The organism is Methanofollis ethanolicus (assembly GCF_001571385.1).
GTDB lineage: Archaea > Halobacteriota > Methanomicrobia > Methanomicrobiales > Methanofollaceae > Methanofollis > Methanofollis ethanolicus.
Genome location: NZ_BCNW01000001.1, coordinates 406,442 through 429,563, shown reverse-complemented (window position 1 = coordinate 429,563; position 23,122 = coordinate 406,442). Strand labels below are relative to the sequence as shown.

The following is a 23,122-nucleotide window of genomic DNA, read 5'->3' as shown; positions in this document are numbered from 1 at the left end:
GGGGGTGAAAGTGATGGCCATGCCGATAACTGTTTATCCCCATTTTCTGATATACTCTGGAGGGTTATTCATGCTCAAGATTGAGAACCTGAAGGTCAGGATCGGGGACCGCGAGGTCCTGCACGGGATAGACCTCCAGATCAACGACGGGGAGACGCATGTCCTGATGGGCCCGAATGGTTCAGGCAAGAGCACCCTGCTGATGACGATCATGGGGTTTGGCAACTACCAGGTGACCGAGGGACGTATCCTTTACAATAACAGGGACATCACCCACATGCCCATCGACGAGCGTGCAAAACTCGGGATCGGCATGCTCTTCCAGCGGCCTCCGACGATCTCCGGTCTCAAGCTCGGCAAACTCCTCACCGCCGTTGCAGGCGGCAAGACCGGTGACATACCGGGGTACGCCAGGTCTGTGAACATGGAAGGGTTCCTTGAGCGGGACATCAACAAGGGCTTTTCCGGCGGGGAGATCAAGCGGAGCGAGGTACTCCAGTTGATGGTCCAGAGGCCCGACTTCGTCATGGCCGACGAGCCTGAAAGCGGCGTCGACCTGGAGAACATCTCCCTGATGGGCAACGCTATCGCCCGTCTTCTCCAGAAGGATCTGCATATCATGAACCGCCAGAAGAGCGGGCTTATCATCACCCACACCGGCCATATCCTCAATTATCTTGAGGCCGATTCTGGTCACGTCATGATCGACGGGCTGATCCGGTGCCACGGCAACCCCCGCGAGATCCTCAACGTGATCAAGGAGAAAGGATACAAGGAGTGCCTCGCATGCCAGCAGATATGAACGAGTTCTATACCCTCCCGGAGGCTGAACAGGAGCGTCTCACCCAGACCGGCCTCGACGTCGGCATGGAGAACAGGTGCGGGAGTTTCTTCCAGATGGACCAGAAGATCCTCCAGACCACCTGCTCGGCCCAGGGAGTCGAAGTCCTCTCCCTTCAGGAGGCCCTCGAGAAATACGACTGGATGGCCGACAGGTACTGGAACGCCGTCAGGAAGGACAAGGACAAGTACACGACGTTCGTCGCGAAGCAGGAGCAGCCGAAGGGGGTCGTCGTCATCGCCCACAAGGGCACCCGCGCCGTCTTCCCGGTGCAGGCCTGCCTGTACCTCTCCGCGGCGCCTGTCCAGACGGTGCACAACATCATGATCGCCGAGGAAGGGGCAGAACTCCACGTCATATCCGGTTGCGCCAGCGCCGAAGGGGCAAAGAGGGGCTCGCACCTCGGTGTCACCGAGTTCTATGTCGGTAAGAACGCCCACCTCACCTCGACGATGATCCACAACTGGAACCCGCACATCTCGGTCTATCCGCGGAGCGCCGCGATCGTCGAGGAGAACGGCGTCTTCATCTCCAACTATGTCTGCATGCACCCTGTCTCCCGCGTCCAGATGTACCCCGAGGCGACCCTTGCCGAAAATGCGACGGCACGTTTCTCCTCCATTGTCGTCGCCCACCCGGGTGCCCACCTTGACCTCGGCTCCCGCGCGGTCCTCCAGGGGAAGGGGAGCAGTGCCGAACTCGTGACCCGCGCCATCACCCGGGGCGGGACCATCATCTCCCGCGGCCAGATCGTCGGTGCCACCGAGGGGACAAAGGGGCACATCGAGTGCCGGGGCCTCATCCTCACCGACGGCAGGATCCACGCGATCCCCGAGATCGACGGACGGGTCACCGGCACCGAACTCTCCCACGAGGCAGCGGTCGGTAAGATCGCACAGGACGAGATCGAGTACCTGATGGCCCGCGGCCTCTCCGAGGAGGAGGCGACATCGACGATCATCCGCGGCTTCCTTGACGTGAAGATCGAGGGCCTGCCGCCGGTGCTCCAGAAACAGATCGACGCGGCGATCGACGCCTCAGAAGCAGGCTACTGAGAGATGGAGAGGGACTATACAGAGGAGCGCCGCCGCATGGTGGACCAGCAGATCCGGGCGCGGGGTGTCAGGAGCGCCCGGGTCGCCGCCGCGATGCTCGATGTCCCCCGCCACCTGTTTGTCCCGCCCGGACTGCAGGGTGCGGCCTATGGCGACCATCCTCTCCCTATCGGGAGCGGGCAGACGATCTCCCAGCCCTATATCGTCGCGGTGATGACCGAACTCCTGGCGGTGGAGGCCGGCGACCGCATCCTTGAGATCGGGGCGGGGAGCGGATACCAGGCGGCGATCCTGGGCCGTCTTGCCGCGGAGGTCTGGACTATCGAGCGCCTGCCAGAACTTGCCGACCTGGCGGAGAGGAACCTTGCCGGCATCGGGGCGGAGAACGTCCATGTCGTCACCGCGGACGGCACCCTCGGCCTGCCCGAGCACGCTCCCTACGACGGGATCATCGTGACCGCGGCGACCCCCTCCGTCCCGCAGCCCCTCTTCGACCAGCTCGCCGACGGCGGGAGGCTTGTCGCACCGGTCGGCAGCCGGGGACTCCAGTACCTGATGTGCTACACCCGCAAGGGCGACGAGATCGTCCCGGCTTCGTGGGGGGCGGTCTGCTTCGTCCCCCTGATCGGGGAGCACGGCTGGGAGGAGTGAGGGCCATGTTCCATGACATCACGCGTGAGCTCTCCGAAGAGATCCTCGTCTTTCCCGGCGGCGACCCGGCGCCGTCGTTCACGAGAGAGGAGCATGAGGACTATGTCATCACCCTTCTCTCCCTCTGCACCCACACAGGCACGCACATCGACGCCCCTTCCCACTACCGGAAGGATGCGGGAGGAACGGTCGACGCCATCTCCCTTGAAAGGCTCGTCGGGAGGTGCCGGGTCGTCGACCTCGGGACACAAACCGCAATCACGCGGGAAGATCTCGAAGAGCGGATCGGCGATGCAAAAAAAGTTCTCCTGAAGACGTGGTTCTCCGAAAAGACTGCGTTCGATCCTGGTTACCCGCACCTGACCGCGGACGCCGCGGCCTTCCTCGCGGACGCCGGAGTCGCCTGCATCGGGATCGATTCCCCCTCCATCGAGGCCTTCGACGGCGACGGCACCGTCCACCGCACCCTCCTCGGGAACGGGATCGCCATCGTCGAACTCCTCGACCTTTCGGCTGTGAGGGAGGGTGACTATTATATGATCGCCCTCCCTCTCCGTCTCAAAGGGCTCGACGGGGCACCGGCGAGGGTGATCCTCTCGGACAGGCCCATATCCTGAGGTGACCATGAACCTGATTGCAACTGCCGTACAGCGGCTCGAAGAGATTATGAAAGACGGAGGCTGCGAGGAGGGGACCGTCTCGCTCGCGCAGAACCCGAAACTCCCTCTCTGCCCGTACCCGCGGGGGGTCTGCACCGATGCCTGCTTCGGCGATAGGCACGGCCATGTGGTGACGGCCGATCCCATCCAGGCCTGCACGAAGGTCTCGTTCATGTTCGGCGCTCCGCTCAAAAGCCCGGTGGAGAGGACGGCGGCCTGCGCGATCATCAACGCGGTCACCGGCTTTTTCTGCATCAATAGAAAGTTGAACGCCTGCGACGGGGCGCATCATGCCCCCTGCCTCGGGGATCTCATGGCAGAGGTCGCGGGAAAGAAGGTCGCCGTCGTCGGCGAGGCAAAGAATCTTCCCGCCGCCCTTGGCGCGGCCCTTGTCTCAGACCCGGCCGACGCCGACGTCCTCCTGGTCACCGGCCCCGGTCTCGTCTCCGACGAAGGACTTGCCGCAATCGAGGCCGCCCTCGGCACAAAGAGGGTGATCTTCCTCGGTCCCTCCACCGCGGGCGTCGCCCTCCTCCAGAAGATCGAGCACTGGTGCCCGTACGGGCATTGAAAGGATCGGCCCTCCTTTTTTTATCCACACGCGAGAAGAAGACTTTCAAAACAGGCAGTATCCAATTTTTCGGCTCTGGAGAAACTCTCGCGGGCCGATGTCGCCCCCGGTTTCCATGACGAGTGGTGTGGATCAAATGCCTTCCCCCACCTCTCCGCCGGGGGACTACTCGAAGACCTGACGGTCTTCTCCTGCTCACTTCGTTCGCATCTCGAAAGCCCGAGGGCTTTCTCGTTGCCCCCCGAAATTAGGATAGGGCCGGGGAAGTCCGAAGAGGAGATCTGGAGGAAGATTGCCCTATCCACGCCTATCCTGCACCGGGGGGCCGGGGGCGGTAGTCCCCCGGCATGAAATACAGATCAATCGGCTTTGTTGAAACCCTCATACCATGTTTGATGTCTCCCCTGTGATCCCGGGGAGGGAGCACAGATCCCTCGCCTTCCCTCGCCTTCCCTCTCCTTTCTGCCGGGGGTTCCATCGAAAATCAAAGATTTTCTCAAGTTCCCTTTGGTCGCATTCCCCGGACCCCTATTACGATGGGCTCGGGAAGAGTGAACAGGACATTCAGAGGGGGAGAGCACCATATCCCCACCTATCCTGAGCGGGGGTCCGGGGGCAACGAGCGATAGCGAGTTCGAGAAAGCCGTAGGTTTTCGAGGAGCCCCCGGCAAAATGCATGGGGAAGGCAGTGGATCTATACGCCACATGAGATTACGGGGGAGAGACCATCCTCGGTGAAAAACCCTCCAATCTCTGTCATGAATAGGAATGGGGAGACAAAGTAGGAAATTCCGAAGAGAAAATTACCATCCCCCTCGATCCGGAGCAGGGACACAAGAGAGTCGAAGACCTTCGAAGGCGGCGAATGAGATCTCGGCAAAGAGCCCCATCACACACTCTCCCCCAACCAGAGACCAGTACCTCCCGGACCGACATCTCCGGGGCGGCCGCACACATCGCGATTATAATAATCCTGATACCTTGAAAAGATCCCCGCGGCCCAATCCCCAAACCTCATATCCTGTGAGGGTGCAGACGTACTCATGCTTTTCGGCTCTTCAGGGATCAGAAGAGAATATTCCGGAGGATTCGCCGACCTGGCCATCCGTGTCGGGGCTGCGGCCGCATCCCGCGGCGGGAATGCGGTCGTCGGCAGGGACGCCCGGACGACCGGGCAGGTCCTCGCGGACAGCGTCAGTGCCGGCCTCCTCTCGGTCGGATGCGACGTCTATAGTTGCGGCATCGCCCCCACCCCGACGGTCGCCTGTGCCGCACGGGTCCACGACCTCGGCGTGATGATCACCGCCTCGCACAACCCGGAGGAGTACAATGGGATCAAACTCCTCAACCCGGACGGTTCCTCCTTCACCGCGGCCCAGCAGACCGCCATGGAAGAGGCGCTCGCACAGGACCACTGGGCCGGGTGGGAATCCCAGGGGCATGTCCACGATCTCGACGCCGTTTCCATCCACAAAGACGTCATCCTCAGCACCCTCACCCTCCCGGAAGGACTCGATGTCGTCGTGGACTGCGGGAACGGCGCCGGGAGCATGATCACCCCATCCCTCCTTGCCGACGGGGGCGTGCGCCCCCTCGCCCTCAATGCCAACCCGAATGGCCGCTTTGTCCGGCCTTCCGAACCCCTGGAAACAAACCTCCCGTACATGCCCGCAATGGTGCGGAAGGCAAACGCCGCCTGCGGGATCGTCCACGACGGCGACGCCGACAGGATGATGGCCTTCGACGGGAAGGGTCGGTACATCGGCGGGGACCACCTGTTGATGCTCTTTGCGAAATATCTCGGCGCACGCCGCGTCGTCACGACCGCAGACGCCTCGATGGCGATCGAGGAGGTCGCGGAGGTGAGACGAACACCAGTCGGAGACACCTACGTCTCCGAGGAACTCCTCCGCTGGGGAGACTTCGGCGGAGAACCATCAGGGGCATGGATCTTCCCGAAAAATTCCCTCTGTCCTGACGGCATCTATGCCGCCGCCCTCCTCTGTGAGATCGCCGGGGAATGGGACATCGCCGACGAGGTGGCACTGATGCCCACCTACCCGATCCTGAGAGACTCGGTCCGCCTCGAGAATGCCCGCGACCTGATGGACGCACTCGGCGCCGCCGTCCCGACAGACGGCATCAGGATCGAGGAGGAGGATGGGTGGTGCCTGATCCGTGCAAGCGGGACAGAGCCGAAGATCCGTTTCACCGCCGAGGGGAAGGACGCCGCCGCCGCACAGAAGATGATGGAGCAGGGAAAGGCGCGTGTATCCGCGGCCCGCCACGGGAGGGATCTCGCATGAAGTGCGTGATCCTTGCCGCGGGCGAGGGAAAGAGGATGCGCCCTCTCACCGCGGAGAGGCCGAAGGTGATGCTCCCCGTCGCCAACAGGCCGATGCTCGAACACCTGATCGCCGCCGTGCGGGACGCCGGGATCACCGAGATCATTCTTGTCGTCGGCTATGGCGAGAGAGAGGTGCGGGAGTGGTTCGGCGACGGCGAGCGCCTCGGCGTCTCCATCAGGTACGTGCCGCAGCGCCACCAGCTCGGCACGGCCGACGCCCTCAGGTCCACAAAAGGGCTCGTGACCGGGAGGTTCCTGATGCTCAACGGCGACATGATCGTGGAGACCCGCGACCTTGCCGCCCTCTGCCGGATGGACGCCCCCGCCATGGCAGTCTATGAGTCGGAACATCCCCAGGACTACGGCGTCGTCACCACGGACGGCGACCGCATCACCGGCCTCGAAGAGAAATCGCCGAACCCGAAGAGCAGAACCATCAACGCGGGAGTGTACCTCTTCGACGCCGGGATCTACGACCTCCTCGAAGAGGTCTCCCTCTCGGGCCGCGGCGAGTACGAACTGACCGACGCCCTCGCCGAGTACATCGGAGAGGGACGACTGCGGGCATACCGCCTGGCGACCTGGATGGACGTCGGGTCCCCCTGGGACCTCCTCGACGCCAGCGCCACCCTCCTTGCCGCGATGAAGCCGACCTCGGAAGGCGAGATCGAAGACGGCGTCGTCATCCACGGGAAACTCATCCTCGGGAAGGGATCGGTCATCAAGGCCGGCACATACATCGAAGGGGACTGCATCATCGGGGAGGGGTGCACCATCGGCCCCCACGCCTACCTCCGCGGCTCGACCGCGATCGGCGACCGCTGCCACATCGGCCACGCCGTCGAGATCAAAAACTCGATCATCTTCCCTGAAACCAAAGTCCCGCACTTCAACTATATCGGCGACTCGGTCATCGGGAGCGGCTGCAACTTCGGCGCCGGCACCAAGATCGCGAACCTCCGGCACGACCACGGCACCGTCACGGCCAGCGGCAGGTCAACGGGCAGAAAGAAGTTCGGGGCGATCGTCGGCGACCACGTCCTCTTCGGGATCAACTGCTCCGTCAACGTGGGGAGCGTCATCGGGAGTTACTCCCTCATCGGCCCCCACTGTCTCGTCGAAGGGACCGTTGCCGAGAGGACCATCATCAGGTAGGTGAAGAGAAATGCAGGCAGTCATTCTCGCAGCAGGCGAAGGAAAAAGGCTCAGGCCTCTCACTCACGCAATGCCCAAGGCGATGGTGCCGGTGGCGAACCGGCCGATCCTGGAGCACATCATCAGGGCCCTGGAGAAGAACGGGATCAGGGAGATCATCGTCGTCGTCGGGTACAAGAAGGAGCACGTGATCCGCCACCTCAACACCCTGGACATCCCGGTCAGGGTCGTCGTGCAGGAGAAACAACTCGGCACCGCCCATGCCCTGGCATGCGCCGCACCCCTGATCACCGGCGACTTCCTCCTCCTGCCGGGCGACAACTATGTCGACACCGCCTCCATCGCCAGGATCATGCGGGAGAAGAACGCGGTGCTCACCTGGGAGCACCCGCACCCCTCGAACTTCGGCGTCCTGGTCATCAAGGACGGTCTGGTGAAGGAGGTGATCGAGAAACCCCAGGACGCTCCGGGATTCACCGTCTCGACCGGTATCTTTTCCTTCGACCCATCTTTCCTCCGGTACCTCGAGGAGACGGAGATCCCGGACGCAGTCAACAGGATGATCCGGGCAGGCACGCCCCTGAAGGCCGTCGCCGCCGCGGACTGGCAGGACGCGGTCTACCCCTGGGACCTCCTCAAACTGAACGCCGCCCTGCTCCGGGACGTCAGGCAGGAGCGGGCAGGCAGGAGCGGCCCCGGCGTCGTGATCCGGGGCAGAGTCTCGATCGGGAAGGGAACGACCATCGGCCCGAACACCTCCATCCTCGGCCCTGCGATCATCGGGGACGACTGCGACATCGGCGCAAACTGTGTCATCACGTCCGAGACGAGCATCGGGGCCAGGGCACGGGTCGAACCCTTCACCATGATCGGCCAGTCTGTCCTCCTCGACGACGTGAGCATCGGGTCCCATTCCCGGATCGTCGAGGCAGTCGTCGGGACAGGGTCGCACCTCGGCGACCACGCCACCACCTTCCCCACAAAGACGATCTTCTCGATAGAGAGGGAGATGATCGGGGCGAAATTCGGGGCGGTCATCGGCGACCACATCTGTTCGGCCCCGTTCTGTATCTTCAGGAACTGCATCGTCGGGAACGACGTGGTCATCGATGACGGGAAAACCATTTACGGGGAGATCCCCGATGGTGCAAAACTATTATAGGATCACAGGAGATTAGCAGAGTTAGCCGGATTTGTGAAGACCATGTGCGGGATAGTAGGATATATCGGCTGGAGGGACGCGGCGCCCCTGATCGTCGAAGGCCTCAAGCGCCTGGAGTACCGGGGCTATGACTCCTTCGGTGTCGCAACAGAGAACGGGGACATCAGGGTCGTCAAAAGAAACGGGAGGATCTCGGATAACCACCTCGACCTCTCGGCGCTCAGCGGGACCATCGGCATCGGCCACACCCGGTGGGCGACGCACGGCGTCCCCAACGAGCAGAACGCCCACCCCCACACCGACTGTAGCGGTTCGATCGCCGTCGTCCACAACGGCATCATCGAGAACTACGCGTTGCTCAGGAGAAAACTCACCGAGAAAGGGCACCACTTCAGGAGCGAGACCGACACCGAGGTGATCGCACACCTGATCGAGGAGTATTACACAGGCGACCTCCTCGCCGCGGTCACGGAGACCGTCCGTCACCTCGAAGGGTCGTACGCGATCCTGGCCCTCGCAAAGAATGACCCCCGGATCGTCGCCGCCCGCAGAAGCAGTCCCCTTGTCCTCGGCATCGGTGACGGCGAGATGCTCTGCGCCTCAGACATCACCCCCCTTCTCGACCACACAGAAAGGGCCGTCTACCTGGAAGACGGGGACATCGCCGCCCTCACGCCCGCACGGATCGACGTCTACCATGACGGAATGCCTGTCGAGAGGCAGGTCGATCATATCACCTGGAGCGTGGACGACGCGAAGAAAGGAGGGTTCCCCCATTATATGCTCAAGGAGATCTACGAGCAGCCCCAGGCCTTCTACAACACCATCAAGGGCCTCGAAGGGGACAGTCGCCTTGCCATGGTCAGGGTCGCACCCGAACTGACAGTGGCGGCCTGCGGGACGTCATACCACGCCGCCCTCATCTTCCGCTATCTTGCCGAGGACTACGGGAAAAAGAGGGTCAATGTCGAACTCGCCTCCGAGTTCAAATATTATGCCCCGCCCATCCGCGAACTCGTCATCGCCGTCTCCCAGTCTGGAGAGACCGCGGACACCCTTGCGGCGATCGACCAGGCAAAGGCCCACAACTGCCCGGCCCTTGCGATCACGAACATTCTCGGGAGTTCGATCACACGGAAGGCGGACTGGACCCTCTTCATGTGCGCCGGCCCCGAGATCAGCGTCGCCGCCACCAAGTCGTTCACCGCGCAACTCGCGGTCTTCATGGCGATGGTGAACGCAATGTGCGACAGGGAGTTCGATGACGTCCTCGCCCATGCCAACTGCTCTATCGAGCGTGTGCTCTCCTGCACCCTCGGAAAAGCGGTCGCATTAATATCTGAGGCGCAGGAGATGTTCTATGTCGGGCGGGGCGTCTTCTACCCGGTCGCCCTCGAAGGGGCGCTGAAGATGAAGGAGATCTCGTACATCCATGCCGAGGGTTATGCCGCAGGCGAACTCAAGCACGGGCCTTTCGCGCTGCTCTCGCCGGAAACGCCGGTCGTCGCCATCTGCGTGCCGGGCAGGACCTACGGCGTGATGCTCTCCAACGTCAAGGAGATGAAGGCAAGGGGGGCACCGATCATCGGCATCGGCATCGAAGGAGACACCGAGGTGGAACAGGTCGTCGACGTCTTCATCCCTGTGCCCGACGACCACCAGATGGTCCAGGTGCTCACTGTCTCGGTCGTCCTCCAGCTCCTCGCATACCACACCGCATGTGCTTTAAACAGGGACATCGACAAACCAAGAAATCTGGCAAAGAGTGTGACTGTCGAATGATAGAATATGGCATAAACAGAATGGGAGAGGGCGCACGCGTCTTCGAGCCGGTGACTCTCGGTTTCCCCTCACGGGACAGGTTAGACCAGAAGGAGTATCCCGGCACCGTCATCGGGAAGAACGCCGTCCTCAGGTCGGGGACGATCATCTACTGCGACGTCGAGATCGGGGACGAGTTTTCGAGCGGGCATAACGTGTTGATCAGGGAGAGGACAAAGATCGGGGACCATGTCGCCGTCGGCACGTCGGCCGTGATCGAGGGCGACTGCGTCCTCGGGAGCCATGTCTCCCTCCAGAGCATGGTCTATATCCCGACAAACACGATGATCGGGAACAATGTCTTCATCGGCCCGAACGCGGTGCTGACGAACGACCGCTACCCGCCGCGGGGCAGGCCACCCCTCCAGGGGCCGGTGGTGAGGGACGGCGTCTCGATCGGGGCCGGCGCGGTGATCCTCCCGGGCATCACGATCGGCGAGGGGGCGCTCGTCGCCGCGGGCGCGGTCGTCACCCATGACGTCCCCGCCAGGATGATGGCGATCGGGTCGCCGGCACGCTTTGTCGATCTTCCTGCAGGGATGCGCGACTGATATGACGATCCCGATCGCACGCCCCCTTCTCGGGGCTGAGGAAGCGGACGCCGTGACGGCGGTCCTTGCATCAGGCATGATCGCACAGGGCGGCCGCACGGCTATGTTCGAAGAACAGTTCGCCAGATATTGCGGGGCCAGGCACGCCGTCGCCGTCAACTCAGGCACGGCCGCCCTCCATGCCGCCCTGCTCGCGGCAGGCGTCGGCCCGGGCGACGAGGTGATCGTCCCGGCCTTCACCTTCTTTGCGACGGCGTCGTCCGTCTTGATGTGCGGCGCAACGCCCGTCTTCGCCGACGTCGACCCCGCACTCTTCACCATCGACCCGGCCTCCGTTGAAGATCTCGTCACGCCGCGGACAAAGGCCGTGATCGGCGTCCACCTGTACGGCCAGCCCTGCGACGTCGGGGCTATCCGGGAGGTCTGCGACGACCGCCACCTCGTCTTCATCGAGGACGCCGCCCAGGCCCATGGCGCCGAATACCGTGGACAGAGGGCCGGGTCGCTCGGCGACCTCGCCTGTTTCTCCTTCTATGCAACGAAGAACATGGCGACAGGCGAGGGTGGCATGGTCACGACGTCCTCGGACGACTACGACGCCCGCCTCCGCCGGGTCATCAACCACGGCCAGTCAGACAAGTACCTCCACACCGAACTCGGCTACAACTACCGTCTCACCGACATAGCCGCTGCGATCGGCCTCGTGCAACTCTCGAAACTCGACGGTTTCAACAGGCGCCGGCAGGAGACCGCCGCATACTATGACGGTCACATCCGCGCACCCGGCATCCTCACCCCGCCCGTGGCAGAGGGCATGACCCATGTCTACCACCAGTACGTGTTGCGGGTGACCGAAGAGGCGGCCCTCTCACGGGACGCGTTCATGGCCCGTCTCCGGGAGAAGGGGATCGGGACCGCAGTCCACTACCCTGTCCCGCTCAACCGCCAGCCCGTCTTTGCAGGCCTGAATGCCTCCTGCCCGGTCGCCGAGTCGCTTGCAGCATCCGTCTTCTCCATCCCCGTCCACCCGGCAGTGACCGACGAGGAGAGGGCGTACATCTGCGATGCGATCAACGAGGTGATCTAGATGGACGCAGGCGTCATCGGCACCGGCACGATGGGCAGGAACCATGTGCGGGTCTACACCGAGTTGAAAGAGGTCGGCACGACCTATGTCTACGACCTCGATGCGGCGGCCGCAGAGAGAGTCGCAGCCGCGAACGACGCCGAGGTCTGCCACTCGATGGACGAACTCCTGCGGAAGGCCGAGTGCATCTCGGTCTGCGTCCCGACGCCGTACCACTTTTCGACGGCAGGACAGGTCATCGGGGCCGGGGTGCACACCCTCATCGAAAAGCCGATCTGCCTCACCGCCGAGGAGGGGAAGCAACTCCTCGGCCTGATCCCGGACGACATCACCGTCGGCGTCGGCCACATCGAGCGCTTCAACCCGGTCGTCGACGAGGTGAAAAGGCTCGTCAAAGATCCCCTCTATGTCCAGATCTCACGGCACAACCCGGCATCGGCACGGGTGACCGGGTCCTCTGTCGTCGAGGACCTGATGATCCACGACATCGACATCGTCTTCCACGCCCTCTTCAACGGCCCGTACACCCTCAGGAGCAGCGGCACCGCCGACATCGCAGGGGCGCTCCTCACCTTCGGGACGACGCCGGTCTATCTCTCCGCAAGCAGGAAGTCCTCGAAGAAGGTCAGGACGATCTATGTCGAGGAGGAGGACCTGACGATCGAGGGCGACTTCATGACCCAGGAGGTCTATGTCTACCGGAAACCCGGCGCATACGGCCAGGAAAACGGGCTGTACCGCCAGGAGAACATCATCGAGAAGGTGCTCGTGAACAAGGTCGAGCCCCTGAAGATCGAACTCCAGACTTTTGTCAGGGCGGCACGCGACGGCACGCCCTTCCCGGTATCGCCGGCAGAGGGGCTTGAAAACCTCAGGATCTGCGAGGAGATCAGGGGCAGCCTCTCCATCTGATCCCTTTTTTCCTCGACCGCTGGCTACTTTATCCCTGCACGCACATATTCATTCAGGTTCCGGGATCACCATGAAAGACAGACTCTCATCGATCATAGCACGGAAAGGCCCGATCCGGCGGGTCGGCGTCATCGGCATGGGCTATGTGGGCATCCCCGCGGCGGTGCTCTTCGCCGATGCCCCGGCATTCGAGCATGTCTACGGCTTCCAGAGAGACTCCCCCTCGTCTGGCTACAAAATTGAGATGCTGAACCGGGGCGAGTCGCCCCTGAAGGGCGAGGAGCCCGGGCTCGAAGACCTCCTCCAGAAGGTCGTCTCAGCCGGAAAATTTGAGTGTACCCCCGACTTCTCGAAGATCGCCGAGTGCGACGCGGTGACGCTCGCCATCCAGACGCCGTTTGCGGACAAGAAAGACCTCCTCCCCGACTTCACCCCTCTCATCGCGGGGATCAGGAATGTCGGGAGATACCTCACGCCCGGCACCCTCGTCGTGCTCGAATCGACGATCACGCCGGGGACGACTGCAGGAATGGCCCGCGAGATCCTGGAAGAGGAGTCGGGCCTCGTCGCAGGCGAGGACTTCGCCCTCGCCCACGCACCCGAGAGGGTGATGGTCGGAAGGTTGCTCAAGAACATCCGCGAGCACGACCGCATCGTCGGCGGCATCGACGACGTTTCCACCCGCCGGGCCGTCGAACTCTACTCGCCCGTCCTCACCACAGGACACGTCATCCCGATGACCGCCACCGCCGCCGAGGTGACGAAGACCGCGGAGAACACTTTCCGCGACCTCCAGATCGCCGCCGTCAACCAGCTCGCTCTGTACTGCGAGGCGATGGGCATCAATGTCTACGACGTGCGTGCCGGCGTCGCCTCCCTCAAGGGCGAGGGGATCACCCGCGCCGTCCTCTGGCCGGGCGCAGGCGTCGGCGGTCACTGCCTCACCAAGGACACCTACCATCTCGAACGCGGCGTGCAACAACTCGGGCCGGATGCACTCGACTTCCCCGAGGGCCGAGAGTCCCTGTACACCCTCGCCCGCGGCATCAACGACTTCATGCCGACGCACATGCTCCATCTTACAGAGTCTGCACTCAAACAGGCGGGCAAGACCCTGAAGGGCGCGAAGATCGCCCTCCTCGGCTGGGCCTTCATCAACGACTCGGACGACGCGAGGAACACACCGGCAGAACCCTTCTACGAGGCGGCGACGGCCGCAGGCGCGGAGGTCCGCGTCCACGACCCCTGGGTCGACCCGGAAACCGCACCCGACGTGCCGCCGGGATTGTCGAAGGATCTTGAAGCGGTACTCAGCGGCGCGGATGCGGTCGCCATCTTTGCCGGACACAAGGAGTACAGGAGACTCGTGCCGGCAGAAGTAAAGGCGCTCTGCGCCTGCCCCCACCCGGCGGTCGTCGACGGCCGGAATGTCGTCGAGCCGGATGCCTGGATCGACGCGGGTTTCACGTACCGCAGCATCGGCAGGGGCGACAAAAACGGCCACGACCTCCGGGACTGAGGAGAGACCATGAAGATCCTCCTCGTCTCCACACAGGACTACATCCACCACCCGGTCCCCTCCCGCCACCACTACATCTTCGAGGAACTGGCAAAAAGACACGAGGTGCATGTTCCCCACTTTCACGTGAGCGACGGCAAGGAGAGAGAGACACGCCTCCATGTCCATGAGGCGACGATGTTCCCCCTCAAAAGCCCGCTCCTCCACTACACCCTCAACGCCCCGTATCATGCCACCGTGATGAGGAGGATCATCAGAGACGAGGGGATCGACGTTGTCGTCGCCGCTCAGGTGCTCGCCGGCACCGCAGTGATCAGGGAGGCAAAGAAGGCAGGGGTTCCTGTGCTTTTCGACCTGAAGGACTGGTTCCCTGACTCTGCCGCAGCCTATTATACGAACCCCCTTGCCAGACGCGTCATCCGCGACGGGGTCTGGGCGATCACACGCTACAACCTCGACCACAGTGACCGGATCACGACCGTCTCCCCCTCCCTGGCCCGACAACTCCAGGGCCATGGCTACGAGGCCGGAGTGATCACGAACGGTGTCAACACCGAGATCTTCAGGCCGATGGACGGTTCGAAGATGCGAAAGCGCCTCGGCATCGGGGAAGAGGAGTTCGTCATTGGTTTTGCCGGGTCTGTCGAACGCTGGTACGCTATCGACAACCTCATCAGGCTCCTCCCTGCGATCCGTAGCCGTCACGGCAACGTCCACCTCCTTGTCGTCGGAGGATCTCTCTTCACCGGGTACCTCGATGACCTGAAAACCGGGGCCATCTCCCTCGGCCTCAGAGACCACGTCACCTTCACCGGGACAGTGGAGCACACAGACCTGCCCGGCTACATCGCGGCCATGGACGTCTGCACCATCCCCCTGTCTCCCCCGCAGTGGGCAAACATCGCCCTCCCGAACAAGTTCTTCGAGTATTCAGCCTGCGCGAAACCGATCCTCTCCCGGCCCATCCCGGATATGGAACAGATCGGGGGGGACCACCTCTCCATCTACCGCAACAACGAAGAGTTCATCAGTCTCGTCGAGGAGAAGATCGATCACTGTACCTCATTCTCCATCGACGCCGAACAGTTCAGCTGGAAGAGGCGGGCGGCAGAGATGGAAAAAGTGCTGAAGGAACTTGTCGGCTGAAAATCACGAGCAGCATAAATATTCCAGAACCATATCGACTCAATATATTAATCATCCACAGTGAAACAGACATAACAGGAGTGTGTAATGCCATCATTTGATCTCAAGGACAGAAATACCTGGCTTATAGCAGGATTCATCATCATCTTCTCTCTCTTTGCACTCTGGGTCCGCCTCATCCCGATGGCGGGCCTGACTGCCGGGGGAGAGGTTGACCTCCAGGGAATCGACCCCTGGTATAACATGAGGCAGGTCGAGGCGCTCACCGCCAACGGCCTCGCCTATGCATGGTTCGACCCCATGACCCTGTACCCCCAGGGAGATATCATCTACTGGGGTCCCCTCTTCCCGACGATCATCGCAGCCCTCGCGATCCTTGTCGGGGCGACGACGCGGCCAGAGATCATGTTCGTCGGCGCCATCGTCCCCCCGTTGATGGGTGCCGCCATGGTCCCCCTGGTCTACCTTCTCGGGAGGAGGCTTTCTGACTGGAAGACCGGCCTCCTTGCTGCGGGCTTTACGGCTGTCGTATCGGGGCACTTCCTGTACCGATCTCTCTTCGGCTTCGTCGACCATCACATCGCGGAGGTGCTCTTCTCGACCCTCTTCGTGCTCGCGTATATCGTCGCCATTAAAGCAGTGCATGCCGAAAAGATCGACCTCTCCTCTCCGAATGGCCTGAAGAAGCCGGCGATACTGGGAATCTTTGCCGGTGTCGCCTATCTCCTCGGCCTCTTCGTGATGCCGACGATGATCCTGCTTGCGATGATCGTCGCCGTCTACACACTCTTCCAGTACCTCATCGACACATGGGAGAAGAAGGAGACCTGGAACCTCGCCGTCATCAACACCGTGGTCTTTGCCGTCGCGATCATCGGGCTCTTCCTCTTCGGGTTCCAGCATGAAGGCCTCGGTCTCGCCCGGTACACGCCGGGGCACGTGCTCGCCTATCTTGCAATCATCATCGGGAGCTGGGCGCTCTATGCCCTGGCACGGGCGACGCGGGACAAACCGGCATACATCTACCCGGTCATCCTCGCCACCATCGGCATGGTTGTCGCCATTCTCCTCAAGGTCGCAGCCCCGGCACTCTTCGACGTCCTCATCGGGAACTTCTTCGCCTTCTTCGGCCAGTCGGCCGAGGCCAACACAGTCGAGGAGGCGATGCCCTGGAGCATCGAGGCCGCCTGGTATACCTTCAATGTCGGGTTGCTCCTGATGGCCGGCGGTTTTGCCGTCCTCCTCTATGGAATATTCCAGAAACACCGGGTCGATTACCTTTTCGTCCTGATCTGGTCGGCGATCATCCTCCTCTCCACCTGGCAGCACAACAGGTACGAGTATTATCTTTCGGTGAACATCGCCCTCCTTGCCGGCCTTTTCGCCGGGTTCGTCCTTGAGCGCGGATGGCAGGAGGTTGCCGCACACCGTGTCTCCGAGGTCGCAGCACCTCTCGATAAAAAAACAGGGAAGAACAGGAAAGAAGAGAAAAAACCATCCGGAGGGAGCGACCCCGTGGTGCTCCTCGGCAGCGTCATCGTCGTCATTCTCTCGGTCTTCTTCATCATCTCCTCCCTTCAGGTAGGCCTTGCCATGGCGGAGGGGTCTGCCTACGGCGGCATGCACCCGCAGTGGCGCGAGACACTCGAATGGATGGGGAGCAATACCCCTGATACAGGCGTTGACTATTACAAGAGTTATGAAAAGGACTCGTTCCAGTACCCGGCCGAGTCGTATGGCGTGATGACCTGGTGGGACTATGGCCATTTCATTACTTTCCTCGCCAAGCGCATCCCGAACTGCAATCCCTTCCAGCACGGGGTCACCGGTCCGAACGGTTCGGCGGCATTCTTCATGGCGCAGAACGAGGATACGGCGGCTGAGATCCTGACACACGACGGGACCAGGTACGTGATCACCGACACCATGATGGACACCGGAAAGTTCTGGGCGATGGCAACCTGGTTCGACCCGAAGGCCGGGCCACAGCCCTACCAGCAGACCTGGCTTGTCCCTGCCGACCAGGACACACTCGTACAGCACAGAATCTACACCCCCGCGTACTTCCAGACGATGACCTCACGCCTCCATAACTTCGACGGCTCGATGTCCGCATCAGACCGGGTCTACTACACCGAGTACGCCGATGCCGCCGCGGCCGGTTACGGCCTGCCCGTGATGACGAATCTCTCGATCCTGGACGCGGACACCGCACAGGCGAAGGTGGAGGCCTACAACGCGAAGGCGCAGGCAGGGATGCACGCCGGGACCATCGGCCTCGAGAACAACCTTACCATGGCCGGGAGCGAGGCACCGGCACTTCAGCACTTCAGGCTCGTCCATGAGTCAAGCCAGAACTCATACTCCTCAAAGACCCCGGACATCAGATATGTCAAGGTCTTCGAGTTCGTCCCGGGCGCTCATATCAAAGGGGAGGGGACGATCGAGGTGAGCCTGACCGCAAACACGGGAAGGACCTTCACCTACAGGCAGGAGAGCATCAACGGCGAGTTCGTGGTGCCGTATTCCACCTCGGGCACGCCCTATGACGTGCGTGCGGCCGGGCCGTACCGGATCGTCGGGACCGGCCAGACCTTTGACGTGTCCGAGGACGCCGTCATGCAGGGATTAACCATCAACTGATGAAAGCGTCCGCGATCACCGGCAGGGTGTTTGCGAAACACGATATGGAGGGAGGCGCCGAGACAGGCGCCCGCCTGCGGGAGGTCCTCGAAGGCCTCCCCCCAGACATCCCTGTCCGCCCCCCTGTCGCGGCCGACCCGGCCGAGATCGAGATCGTCCATGACCCGGCCTATGTGCGGTGGATCAGGGAGATGGGCAGGGGATGCTGTTTTCTCGATGACAATACCTATATCACCCCCTCGACCCTGGAGGTCGCTCTCACCGCCGCGGGGTCGGCCGCCGCCGCGGCTGAGCGCGCCCTCGATGGCGAGAACTGTTTTGCCCTGGTCCGCCCGCCCGGCCACCATGCCAGACCCGCACGGCAGATGGGCTTCTGCATCTTCAACAATGCCGCCTTTGCCGCGGCAAAGGCCCTCCAGGAGGTGGACCGCGTTGCGATTCTGGACTGGGACCTGCACCACGGGAACGGCACCCAGGAGATCTTTCTCGCCTCCGACCGCGTGCTCTACCTCTCTGTCCACCAGAAGGGCGGGTTTCCGGGAACCGGATGGCCTGAGGAGGTCGGCACCGGCGCAGGCAGGGGGTTCAGCCTCAACGCGCCCATCGCGCCGGGCGGCGGGATCGCGGACTATGCCTTCCTCTTTGCCGGGGTCTTTCTCCCCGCGGTCCGGGCGCACCGCCCTGACCTCTTGATCATCTCAGCCGGGCAGGACGCCCTCGCCGACGACCCGCACGGAGAGATGCGCCTGTCTCCGGACGACTACGGGCTCCTGACAAACCTCGCCCTCTCTCTTGACCTGCCTACGGCCCTCGTCCTCGAAGGCGGGTACGGCCCGTCGCACGGGAAGGCGATCGCCGCGATCTTCGCCGCTCTGCGTGGAAAGAAGTTTGAGGAGGAGACCGCACCCCCGCGGCCCGGCACGGTGGCTCTGGTCTCGCGGCTCAGAAAATTGATGATGTACTAAGTCGGGCTCTGGAGATGTCTTCATACTGCGGGTCAGGAGAGACCCCTCAGGGCTCCAGAAGAGAGGTGCAGGCCGACCACCGTCCTCATAATCGAGACCGGGGGACTACCTCGAAAATCAAAGATTTTCTCATGCTCGCTACGTTCGTCGCCCCTGCCATCAAGATAGAGCAGAGATCCTGAGGAGAGAGATTGCCATCCCGTCCCTATCCTAAAGATGGGGGGATCGGGGGGTGAAACCCCCCGGGGAGGGCAACGATCCACTATCTTCCCGAAAGAGTGTACCGGGGGTTTCACCCCTGCCTGCGGGGGACCCGGTCGCAGTTCATGTGCGAGACCTCGAAGCCCGGCACGATCACCCGGACGACCGGGACGGCAGTCCTCGTGAGGTCGCAGAGAAGGACGCGGTCGGCCGAGGTCGCCACCTCGTCGAGAACGACTCTGATGTCGTCGTCGAAATACGCGGTTGCACGGTTAGGGATCTCCTCGATCGGAACCGACGGGGCCTCTCGGAACCACGCACCATTGATCCGCTTCATCCTCTCGTAGCCAGCCCGTTCGATCAGGTGCTGCCGGCCCTCGTTGACCCGGCCGCCCTGGAGCTGGCTCGCACGGCTCTGCGCCACCTCGGTGAGGGCGCGGAGGGCCGCGATCGTCGGGTCGGGATGGGTTCCGGCGCCCATCACCAGGAGGGCGGGGTCCTTCGTGACCGTGTCGTCGGCAGCCGCGGCGACCGTCGGGATGCCGGTCCGCCCCTCCAGGAGCCAGAGGTGGACAGCGATGCCGTGCCCCTCAAAGAGATCGACGACCTCCCGCACCGGGCCGTCGGCGCCGACCGCAAGGCGCCGCCCCATATTCCGCAGCCTTTCGGCCCGCGAGAGGGCGTCGCGCTCGATCACTTCGAGGAGTGCATGGAGGACGGCCTCCTCCATGATATTCCCCGCGGCAAGGCCGTTCGTGTCCGAGGTGAAGAGGGGAACGGTCATGCCCAGGCAGTCGTACGGATGGAAGACGGCATTCGAGGGCACGAGGAGCTCTTCGTCGTTCAGGATGTCTGTGGCCGGGCTCCAGTGGATCTTCTCGTCCTTCTCCAGGGGCCGCGGCAGGATGAGGTCGGCCGGGTCGAGGGCCCGTATCGGCCCGAGTTCCTCGAAACTCGCGTACTCCATACGGTCGCCATGATACTCGCCGGAGTAGCGTTCGACCGCCTCCATCATCGCGGAGACCTCGGCCTGCAGGGGCCCCTTCCCCTTGCCGGCATGATATTTTGCCGCACCGATGGCGGCACGCGGGCGGAAGGCCGAGAAACAGGGGATGCCCAGGCGGTCGAGAGAGGTGACGTCCTCGACCGAGACGACGCCGATCTCGTCCATCATGGGCCCGATGACCTGCAGAGTCTCCTCAGGGGAGCATGAACGGTGGGTGCCGTCGAAAAAACATTTTTTGACGTGGTTGAAGGTGAAGGACATTATCAGGGGATTGGCCGGGCGATATTTTATATCTTCACGCTCTATTCTCCTGCATGGAGACCGCGGAGATCGCTGTCGGGATGGCGGTACGCTACCCGCGGACCGGCACGGCCGGGAAGGTGACGAGGATCGAGGAGGTCAGGGGGGAAACCTTTGCCGAGATCGATACCACAGGCCTGCTGTACCGGGTCGACACGCTGGAACCTGCCGCACAGCCGGGACGCACCCGGGAAGAGAGAGAGGAGAGCGCCGACGACCTCATCAGGAGAGAGAGGGAGTTCGGCAAAGACCTCGGAGACGCCTGGAAGAACATCGACAATGCCTGTGAGGGAGGGGGTTAATCCTCCTTCTCAATCGGTATCGTCGTCAATTTTACCGATTCCACACCCTTCTGGGACATGAGCCGCTCGGCAATCGTCTTGAGGGCCGCACCGTCGCCGCGGAGGAGGATCACTTCCATGCACTGGTCATGGCTGAGATGGGCATGCATCGATGCCTGGATGGTATGGATGTACTCGTGCTGGATGTCGGTGATCGTCTGGAGGAGGCCGCGCTGCTCGTGGTCATAGACCATCGTGATCACGCCCTGCCTCTCGCCCTTGACGTCGGACATCCACTGGTAGTAGGTGATGTAACTCCGGATCGCATCCCTGATACCCTCGGAACGTGAGGAGTAGCCCCGTGCGCTGATGATGCCGTCGAACTTGTCGAGCAGGTTCTTCGGCAGCGAGATGCCGATCCTGGAGAGTTCGCTCTCTGGGTTCATACGATCCTGTAGTACGCGTAAAAATATAAAGCATGGCATTGCGCGTAACACCAATTCATTGCCTCTGCCGAAACAGAAACATACATCGTATGCAACGCCCGGCCCTCCCCGGGATTTTCCGGCCCCCGTGTCCGGCACCGATTTATCTATAAAGAGTGCGATATATATAGGAAGGGAGGTTTGAATCAGTTTGCATGATGCTATGATACCCAACGTCAATATCGGACTTGTCGGGCACGTGGACCACGGCAAGACGACCCTCGTCTCCGGACTCACCGGGATGTGGACCGACCGCCACAGTGAGGAGATGAAGCGGGGGATCTCGATCAGGCTCGGCTATGCCGACGCCACCTTCTACCGCTGTGAAAACCATGAGGGGAGCGAAGCCTATTCCACGAAGGACGTCTGCCCGATCTGCGGGGCCGCCTGCACCCCGTTCAGGACCGTCTCCTTCGTGGACGCACCCGGCCACGAGACCCTGATGGCAACGATGCTCTCGGGCTCGGCCCTGATGGACGGCGCAATGCTTGTCATCGCCGCAAACGAGCCCTGCCCACAGCCTCAGACGAAGGAACACCTTTCGGCTCTCGAACTGGTGGGGATCAAGAATATCGTCATCGTTCAGAACAAGATCGACGTCGTCTCCCAGGCAGACGCCCTCAAACACTATAGCCAGATAAAAAAGTTCGTGAAGGGAACAATCGCTGAGAACGCACCCATTATCCCGGTTTCTGCCCAGAAAGGGATCAATATCGGGGCCCTCATCGATGCACTCGACAAAAATATCCCGATCCCTGAGCGCGACCCCGAGGCACCGGCCAGGATGCTCATCGCCCGCTCCTTCGACATCAACAAGCCGGGAGCGAACTGGCGCGACCTGAAGGGCGGCGTGATCGGCGGGTCTCTGACAAGCGGCGTCATCAAAGACGGCGAAGAGATCGAGATCAGGCCGGGCATCCAGACCCAGACCGAGAACAAGACGGTCTGGGAACCGATCATCACCAAGGTCGTCGCGATCCACACCGGCGACAAGAAAGTGAGTGAGGCGGCGCCTGGTGGGCTGATGGCACTCGGCACGAAGCTCGACCCCGCGATCACGAAGAGCGACACCCTTGTCGGCCAGGTCGCAGGGCATGTCGGTGACCTCCCGCCGATCCACGACCACCTTACCTTCACCGTGAAGTTGATGGACAGGGTCGTCGGTTCAGGGAGCGAACTGGATATCACGCCGCTGAAGCACAAGGAACCGCTGATGCTCTCGGTGGGCACGGCAGTGACCGTCGGCGTGGTGACGAACACGAAGAAGGACCAGGCAGAAGTGGTCCTGAAGAGGCCGGTATGTGCGGATGCGGGAGCGAGGATTGCGATCAGCCGCCAGGTCGAAGGGCGGTGGCGTCTGATCGGCATGGGGATCCTTGCCGAGTGAAGGTGCTCCTGGACACCAACGCCCTGATGATGCCCGTGCAGTTCCGCATCGATCTCTTCGAGGAACTCAGATCCCTCCTCGGGAAGTATGAACCGCTCGTGCTCGCCGACGTGAAGCGTGAGCTGGAGGGGCTTGCCCGGGGCGGTGGAAACAACGCCGCCGCGGCACGGGCCGGGCTGATGTTCGCAGAGCGCTGCCGCGAGGTCGAGAGCCAGAGTAGTGCCCGGGCGGTCGACGACCGCGTGGAGGCGTACGCGGCCGCAGAGGGGTGCATGGTGGCGACGAACGACCGCCGCCTGAGGAATGCCCTTCTCGCGGCGGGCGTCCCTGTAATCTCATTGAGAAACCAGAAAAAATTGGAAATTTTAAGGGGATAG

The 23,122-nt window shown here is 62.3% G+C and carries 21 protein-coding genes; 19 read left to right on the top strand and 2 right to left on the bottom strand.

All coding sequences use genetic code 11. The features are described 5' to 3' along the window. Nucleotides 1–70: 70 nt before the first annotated feature. From MEFOE_RS02255 to MEFOE_RS02180, 16 genes are all read left to right on the top strand, one after another. Nucleotides 71–802 carry an ABC transporter ATP-binding protein gene (locus tag MEFOE_RS02255; RefSeq protein WP_067047685.1) on the top strand — a complete coding sequence of 244 codons (732 nt, stop codon included), beginning with the start codon at nt 71–73 and terminating at the stop codon, nt 800–802. Beyond that, the gene (locus MEFOE_RS02250; protein ID WP_067047683.1) at nt 787–1,896 is read left to right on the top strand and encodes a SufB/SufD family protein; all 1,110 of its coding nucleotides are present in this window, start codon (nt 787–789) and stop codon (nt 1,894–1,896) included. Before MEFOE_RS02255 ends, MEFOE_RS02250 begins: the two co-directional genes overlap by 16 nt. A gap of 3 nt (nt 1,897–1,899) precedes the next feature. Next, a complete protein-coding gene (locus tag MEFOE_RS02245; RefSeq protein ID WP_067047681.1) occupies nt 1,900–2,547 on the top strand; it encodes a protein-L-isoaspartate(D-aspartate) O-methyltransferase in 648 nt (215 codons plus the stop codon). A gap of 5 nt (nt 2,548–2,552) precedes the next feature. Beyond that, entirely contained in the window at nt 2,553–3,164 is a 612-nt protein-coding gene (locus tag MEFOE_RS02240) for a cyclase family protein (protein ID WP_067047678.1), read from the top strand. Between the two features lie 7 nt (nt 3,165–3,171). Beyond that, nucleotides 3,172–3,777 (top strand): hypothetical protein, encoded by a 606-nt coding sequence (locus tag MEFOE_RS02235; RefSeq protein ID WP_153015840.1) that lies wholly within the window; start codon nt 3,172–3,174, stop codon nt 3,775–3,777. Between the two features lie 1,043 nt (nt 3,778–4,820). Next, nucleotides 4,821–6,083: a phosphopentomutase/phosphoglucosamine mutase gene (locus MEFOE_RS02230; protein ID WP_067047672.1), complete on the top strand. Its 1,263-nt coding sequence runs from the start codon at nt 4,821–4,823 to the stop codon at nt 6,081–6,083. Then, nucleotides 6,080–7,279, top strand: a complete 1,200-nt coding sequence (gene glmU / locus MEFOE_RS02225) for a bifunctional sugar-1-phosphate nucleotidylyltransferase/acetyltransferase (RefSeq protein WP_067047669.1) — start codon at nt 6,080–6,082, stop codon at nt 7,277–7,279. Before MEFOE_RS02230 ends, glmU (MEFOE_RS02225) begins: the two co-directional genes overlap by 4 nt. Nucleotides 7,280–7,289: 10 nt before the next feature. Then, on the top strand, nt 7,290–8,441 hold the full coding sequence (gene glmU, locus MEFOE_RS02220) for a bifunctional sugar-1-phosphate nucleotidylyltransferase/acetyltransferase (RefSeq protein WP_067047666.1): 1,152 nt from the start codon (nt 7,290–7,292) through the stop codon (nt 8,439–8,441). A 42-nt stretch (nt 8,442–8,483) separates the two neighbouring features. After that, nucleotides 8,484–10,223: a glutamine--fructose-6-phosphate transaminase (isomerizing) gene (gene glmS, locus MEFOE_RS02215; protein ID WP_067052844.1), complete on the top strand. Its 1,740-nt coding sequence runs from the start codon at nt 8,484–8,486 to the stop codon at nt 10,221–10,223. Then, nucleotides 10,220–10,813 carry an acyltransferase gene (locus MEFOE_RS02210; RefSeq protein WP_067047663.1) on the top strand — a complete coding sequence of 198 codons (594 nt, stop codon included), beginning with the start codon at nt 10,220–10,222 and terminating at the stop codon, nt 10,811–10,813. The genes glmS and MEFOE_RS02210 overlap by 4 nt, the downstream gene beginning before the upstream one ends. 1 nt (nt 10,814) lies before the next feature. Then, nucleotides 10,815–11,900, top strand: coding sequence for a DegT/DnrJ/EryC1/StrS family aminotransferase (locus MEFOE_RS02205; RefSeq protein WP_067047660.1), 1,086 nt, complete (start codon nt 10,815–10,817; stop codon nt 11,898–11,900). Continuing rightward, the gene (locus MEFOE_RS02200) at nt 11,901–12,812 is read left to right on the top strand and encodes a Gfo/Idh/MocA family protein (RefSeq protein WP_067047658.1); all 912 of its coding nucleotides are present in this window, start codon (nt 11,901–11,903) and stop codon (nt 12,810–12,812) included. A gap of 70 nt (nt 12,813–12,882) precedes the next feature. Then, nucleotides 12,883–14,331, top strand: coding sequence for a nucleotide sugar dehydrogenase (locus tag MEFOE_RS02195; RefSeq protein WP_067047655.1), 1,449 nt, complete (start codon nt 12,883–12,885; stop codon nt 14,329–14,331). Nucleotides 14,332–14,340: 9 nt separating this feature from the next. Then, nucleotides 14,341–15,477: a glycosyltransferase gene (locus MEFOE_RS02190; protein ID WP_067047653.1), complete on the top strand. Its 1,137-nt coding sequence runs from the start codon at nt 14,341–14,343 to the stop codon at nt 15,475–15,477. Nucleotides 15,478–15,564: 87 nt separating this feature from the next. Then, complete coding sequence (locus MEFOE_RS02185; RefSeq protein WP_067047650.1) at nt 15,565–18,120, top strand: oligosaccharyl transferase, archaeosortase A system-associated; 2,556 nt, start codon at nt 15,565–15,567, stop codon at nt 18,118–18,120. Then, on the top strand, nt 18,120–19,085 hold the full coding sequence (locus MEFOE_RS02180) for a histone deacetylase family protein (protein ID WP_067047647.1): 966 nt from the start codon (nt 18,120–18,122) through the stop codon (nt 19,083–19,085). The genes MEFOE_RS02185 and MEFOE_RS02180 overlap by 1 nt, the downstream gene beginning before the upstream one ends. A gap of 292 nt (nt 19,086–19,377) precedes the next feature. On the opposite strand, the gene MEFOE_RS02175 is transcribed toward MEFOE_RS02180, so the two are convergent. After that, nucleotides 19,378–20,553 (bottom strand): YcaO-related McrA-glycine thioamidation protein, encoded by a 1,176-nt coding sequence (locus tag MEFOE_RS02175; RefSeq protein ID WP_067047644.1) that lies wholly within the window; start codon nt 20,551–20,553, stop codon nt 19,378–19,380. 53 nt (nt 20,554–20,606) lie between these two features. On the opposite strand from MEFOE_RS02175, the gene MEFOE_RS02170 reads away from it, so the two are divergent. Then, on the top strand, nt 20,607–20,894 hold the full coding sequence (locus MEFOE_RS02170) for a DUF2098 domain-containing protein (RefSeq protein ID WP_067047640.1): 288 nt from the start codon (nt 20,607–20,609) through the stop codon (nt 20,892–20,894). Here MEFOE_RS02170 and nikR read toward each other — a convergent pair. Beyond that, the gene (nikR, locus tag MEFOE_RS02165) at nt 20,891–21,319 is read right to left on the bottom strand and encodes a nickel-responsive transcriptional regulator NikR (protein WP_067047638.1); all 429 of its coding nucleotides are present in this window, start codon (nt 21,317–21,319) and stop codon (nt 20,891–20,893) included. The two genes, MEFOE_RS02170 and nikR, sit on opposite strands and share 4 nt — an antisense overlap. 202 nt (nt 21,320–21,521) lie before the next feature. Here nikR and MEFOE_RS02160 point away from each other — a divergent pair, with 202 nt between their 5' ends. Continuing rightward, nucleotides 21,522–22,745 carry a translation initiation factor IF-2 subunit gamma gene (locus MEFOE_RS02160; RefSeq protein WP_394326506.1) on the top strand — a complete coding sequence of 408 codons (1,224 nt, stop codon included), beginning with the start codon at nt 21,522–21,524 and terminating at the stop codon, nt 22,743–22,745. Then, nucleotides 22,742–23,122 (top strand): PIN domain-containing protein, encoded by a 381-nt coding sequence (locus MEFOE_RS02155; RefSeq protein WP_067047632.1) that lies wholly within the window; start codon nt 22,742–22,744, stop codon nt 23,120–23,122. The genes MEFOE_RS02160 and MEFOE_RS02155 overlap by 4 nt, the downstream gene beginning before the upstream one ends.

Bases quoted from the DNA above. Each gene is read 5' to 3' on its own strand.
- MEFOE_RS02255 (WP_067047685.1), top strand. From the start codon at position 71: ATGCTCAAGATTGAGAACCTGAAGGTCAGGATCGGGGACCGCGAGGTC.
- MEFOE_RS02250 (WP_067047683.1), top strand. From the start codon at position 787: ATGCCAGCAGATATGAACGAGTTCTATACCCTCCCGGAGGCTGAACAG.
- MEFOE_RS02245 (WP_067047681.1), top strand. From the start codon at position 1,900: ATGGAGAGGGACTATACAGAGGAGCGCCGCCGCATGGTGGACCAGCAG.
- MEFOE_RS02240 (WP_067047678.1), top strand. From the start codon at position 2,553: ATGTTCCATGACATCACGCGTGAGCTCTCCGAAGAGATCCTCGTCTTT.
- MEFOE_RS02235 (WP_153015840.1), top strand. From the start codon at position 3,172: ATGAACCTGATTGCAACTGCCGTACAGCGGCTCGAAGAGATTATGAAA.
- MEFOE_RS02230 (WP_067047672.1), top strand. From the start codon at position 4,821: ATGCTTTTCGGCTCTTCAGGGATCAGAAGAGAATATTCCGGAGGATTC.
- glmU (WP_067047669.1), top strand. From the start codon at position 6,080: ATGAAGTGCGTGATCCTTGCCGCGGGCGAGGGAAAGAGGATGCGCCCT.
- glmU (WP_067047666.1), top strand. From the start codon at position 7,290: ATGCAGGCAGTCATTCTCGCAGCAGGCGAAGGAAAAAGGCTCAGGCCT.
- glmS (WP_067052844.1), top strand. From the start codon at position 8,484: ATGTGCGGGATAGTAGGATATATCGGCTGGAGGGACGCGGCGCCCCTG.
- MEFOE_RS02210 (WP_067047663.1), top strand. From the start codon at position 10,220: ATGATAGAATATGGCATAAACAGAATGGGAGAGGGCGCACGCGTCTTC.
- MEFOE_RS02205 (WP_067047660.1), top strand. From the start codon at position 10,815: ATGACGATCCCGATCGCACGCCCCCTTCTCGGGGCTGAGGAAGCGGAC.
- MEFOE_RS02200 (WP_067047658.1), top strand. From the start codon at position 11,901: ATGGACGCAGGCGTCATCGGCACCGGCACGATGGGCAGGAACCATGTG.
- MEFOE_RS02195 (WP_067047655.1), top strand. From the start codon at position 12,883: ATGAAAGACAGACTCTCATCGATCATAGCACGGAAAGGCCCGATCCGG.
- MEFOE_RS02190 (WP_067047653.1), top strand. From the start codon at position 14,341: ATGAAGATCCTCCTCGTCTCCACACAGGACTACATCCACCACCCGGTC.
- MEFOE_RS02185 (WP_067047650.1), top strand. From the start codon at position 15,565: ATGCCATCATTTGATCTCAAGGACAGAAATACCTGGCTTATAGCAGGA.
- MEFOE_RS02180 (WP_067047647.1), top strand. From the start codon at position 18,120: ATGAAAGCGTCCGCGATCACCGGCAGGGTGTTTGCGAAACACGATATG.
- MEFOE_RS02175 (WP_067047644.1), bottom strand. From the start codon at position 20,553: ATGTCCTTCACCTTCAACCACGTCAAAAAATGTTTTTTCGACGGCACC.
- MEFOE_RS02170 (WP_067047640.1), top strand. From the start codon at position 20,607: ATGGAGACCGCGGAGATCGCTGTCGGGATGGCGGTACGCTACCCGCGG.
- nikR (WP_067047638.1), bottom strand. From the start codon at position 21,319: ATGAACCCAGAGAGCGAACTCTCCAGGATCGGCATCTCGCTGCCGAAG.
- MEFOE_RS02160 (WP_394326506.1), top strand. From the start codon at position 21,522: ATGATACCCAACGTCAATATCGGACTTGTCGGGCACGTGGACCACGGC.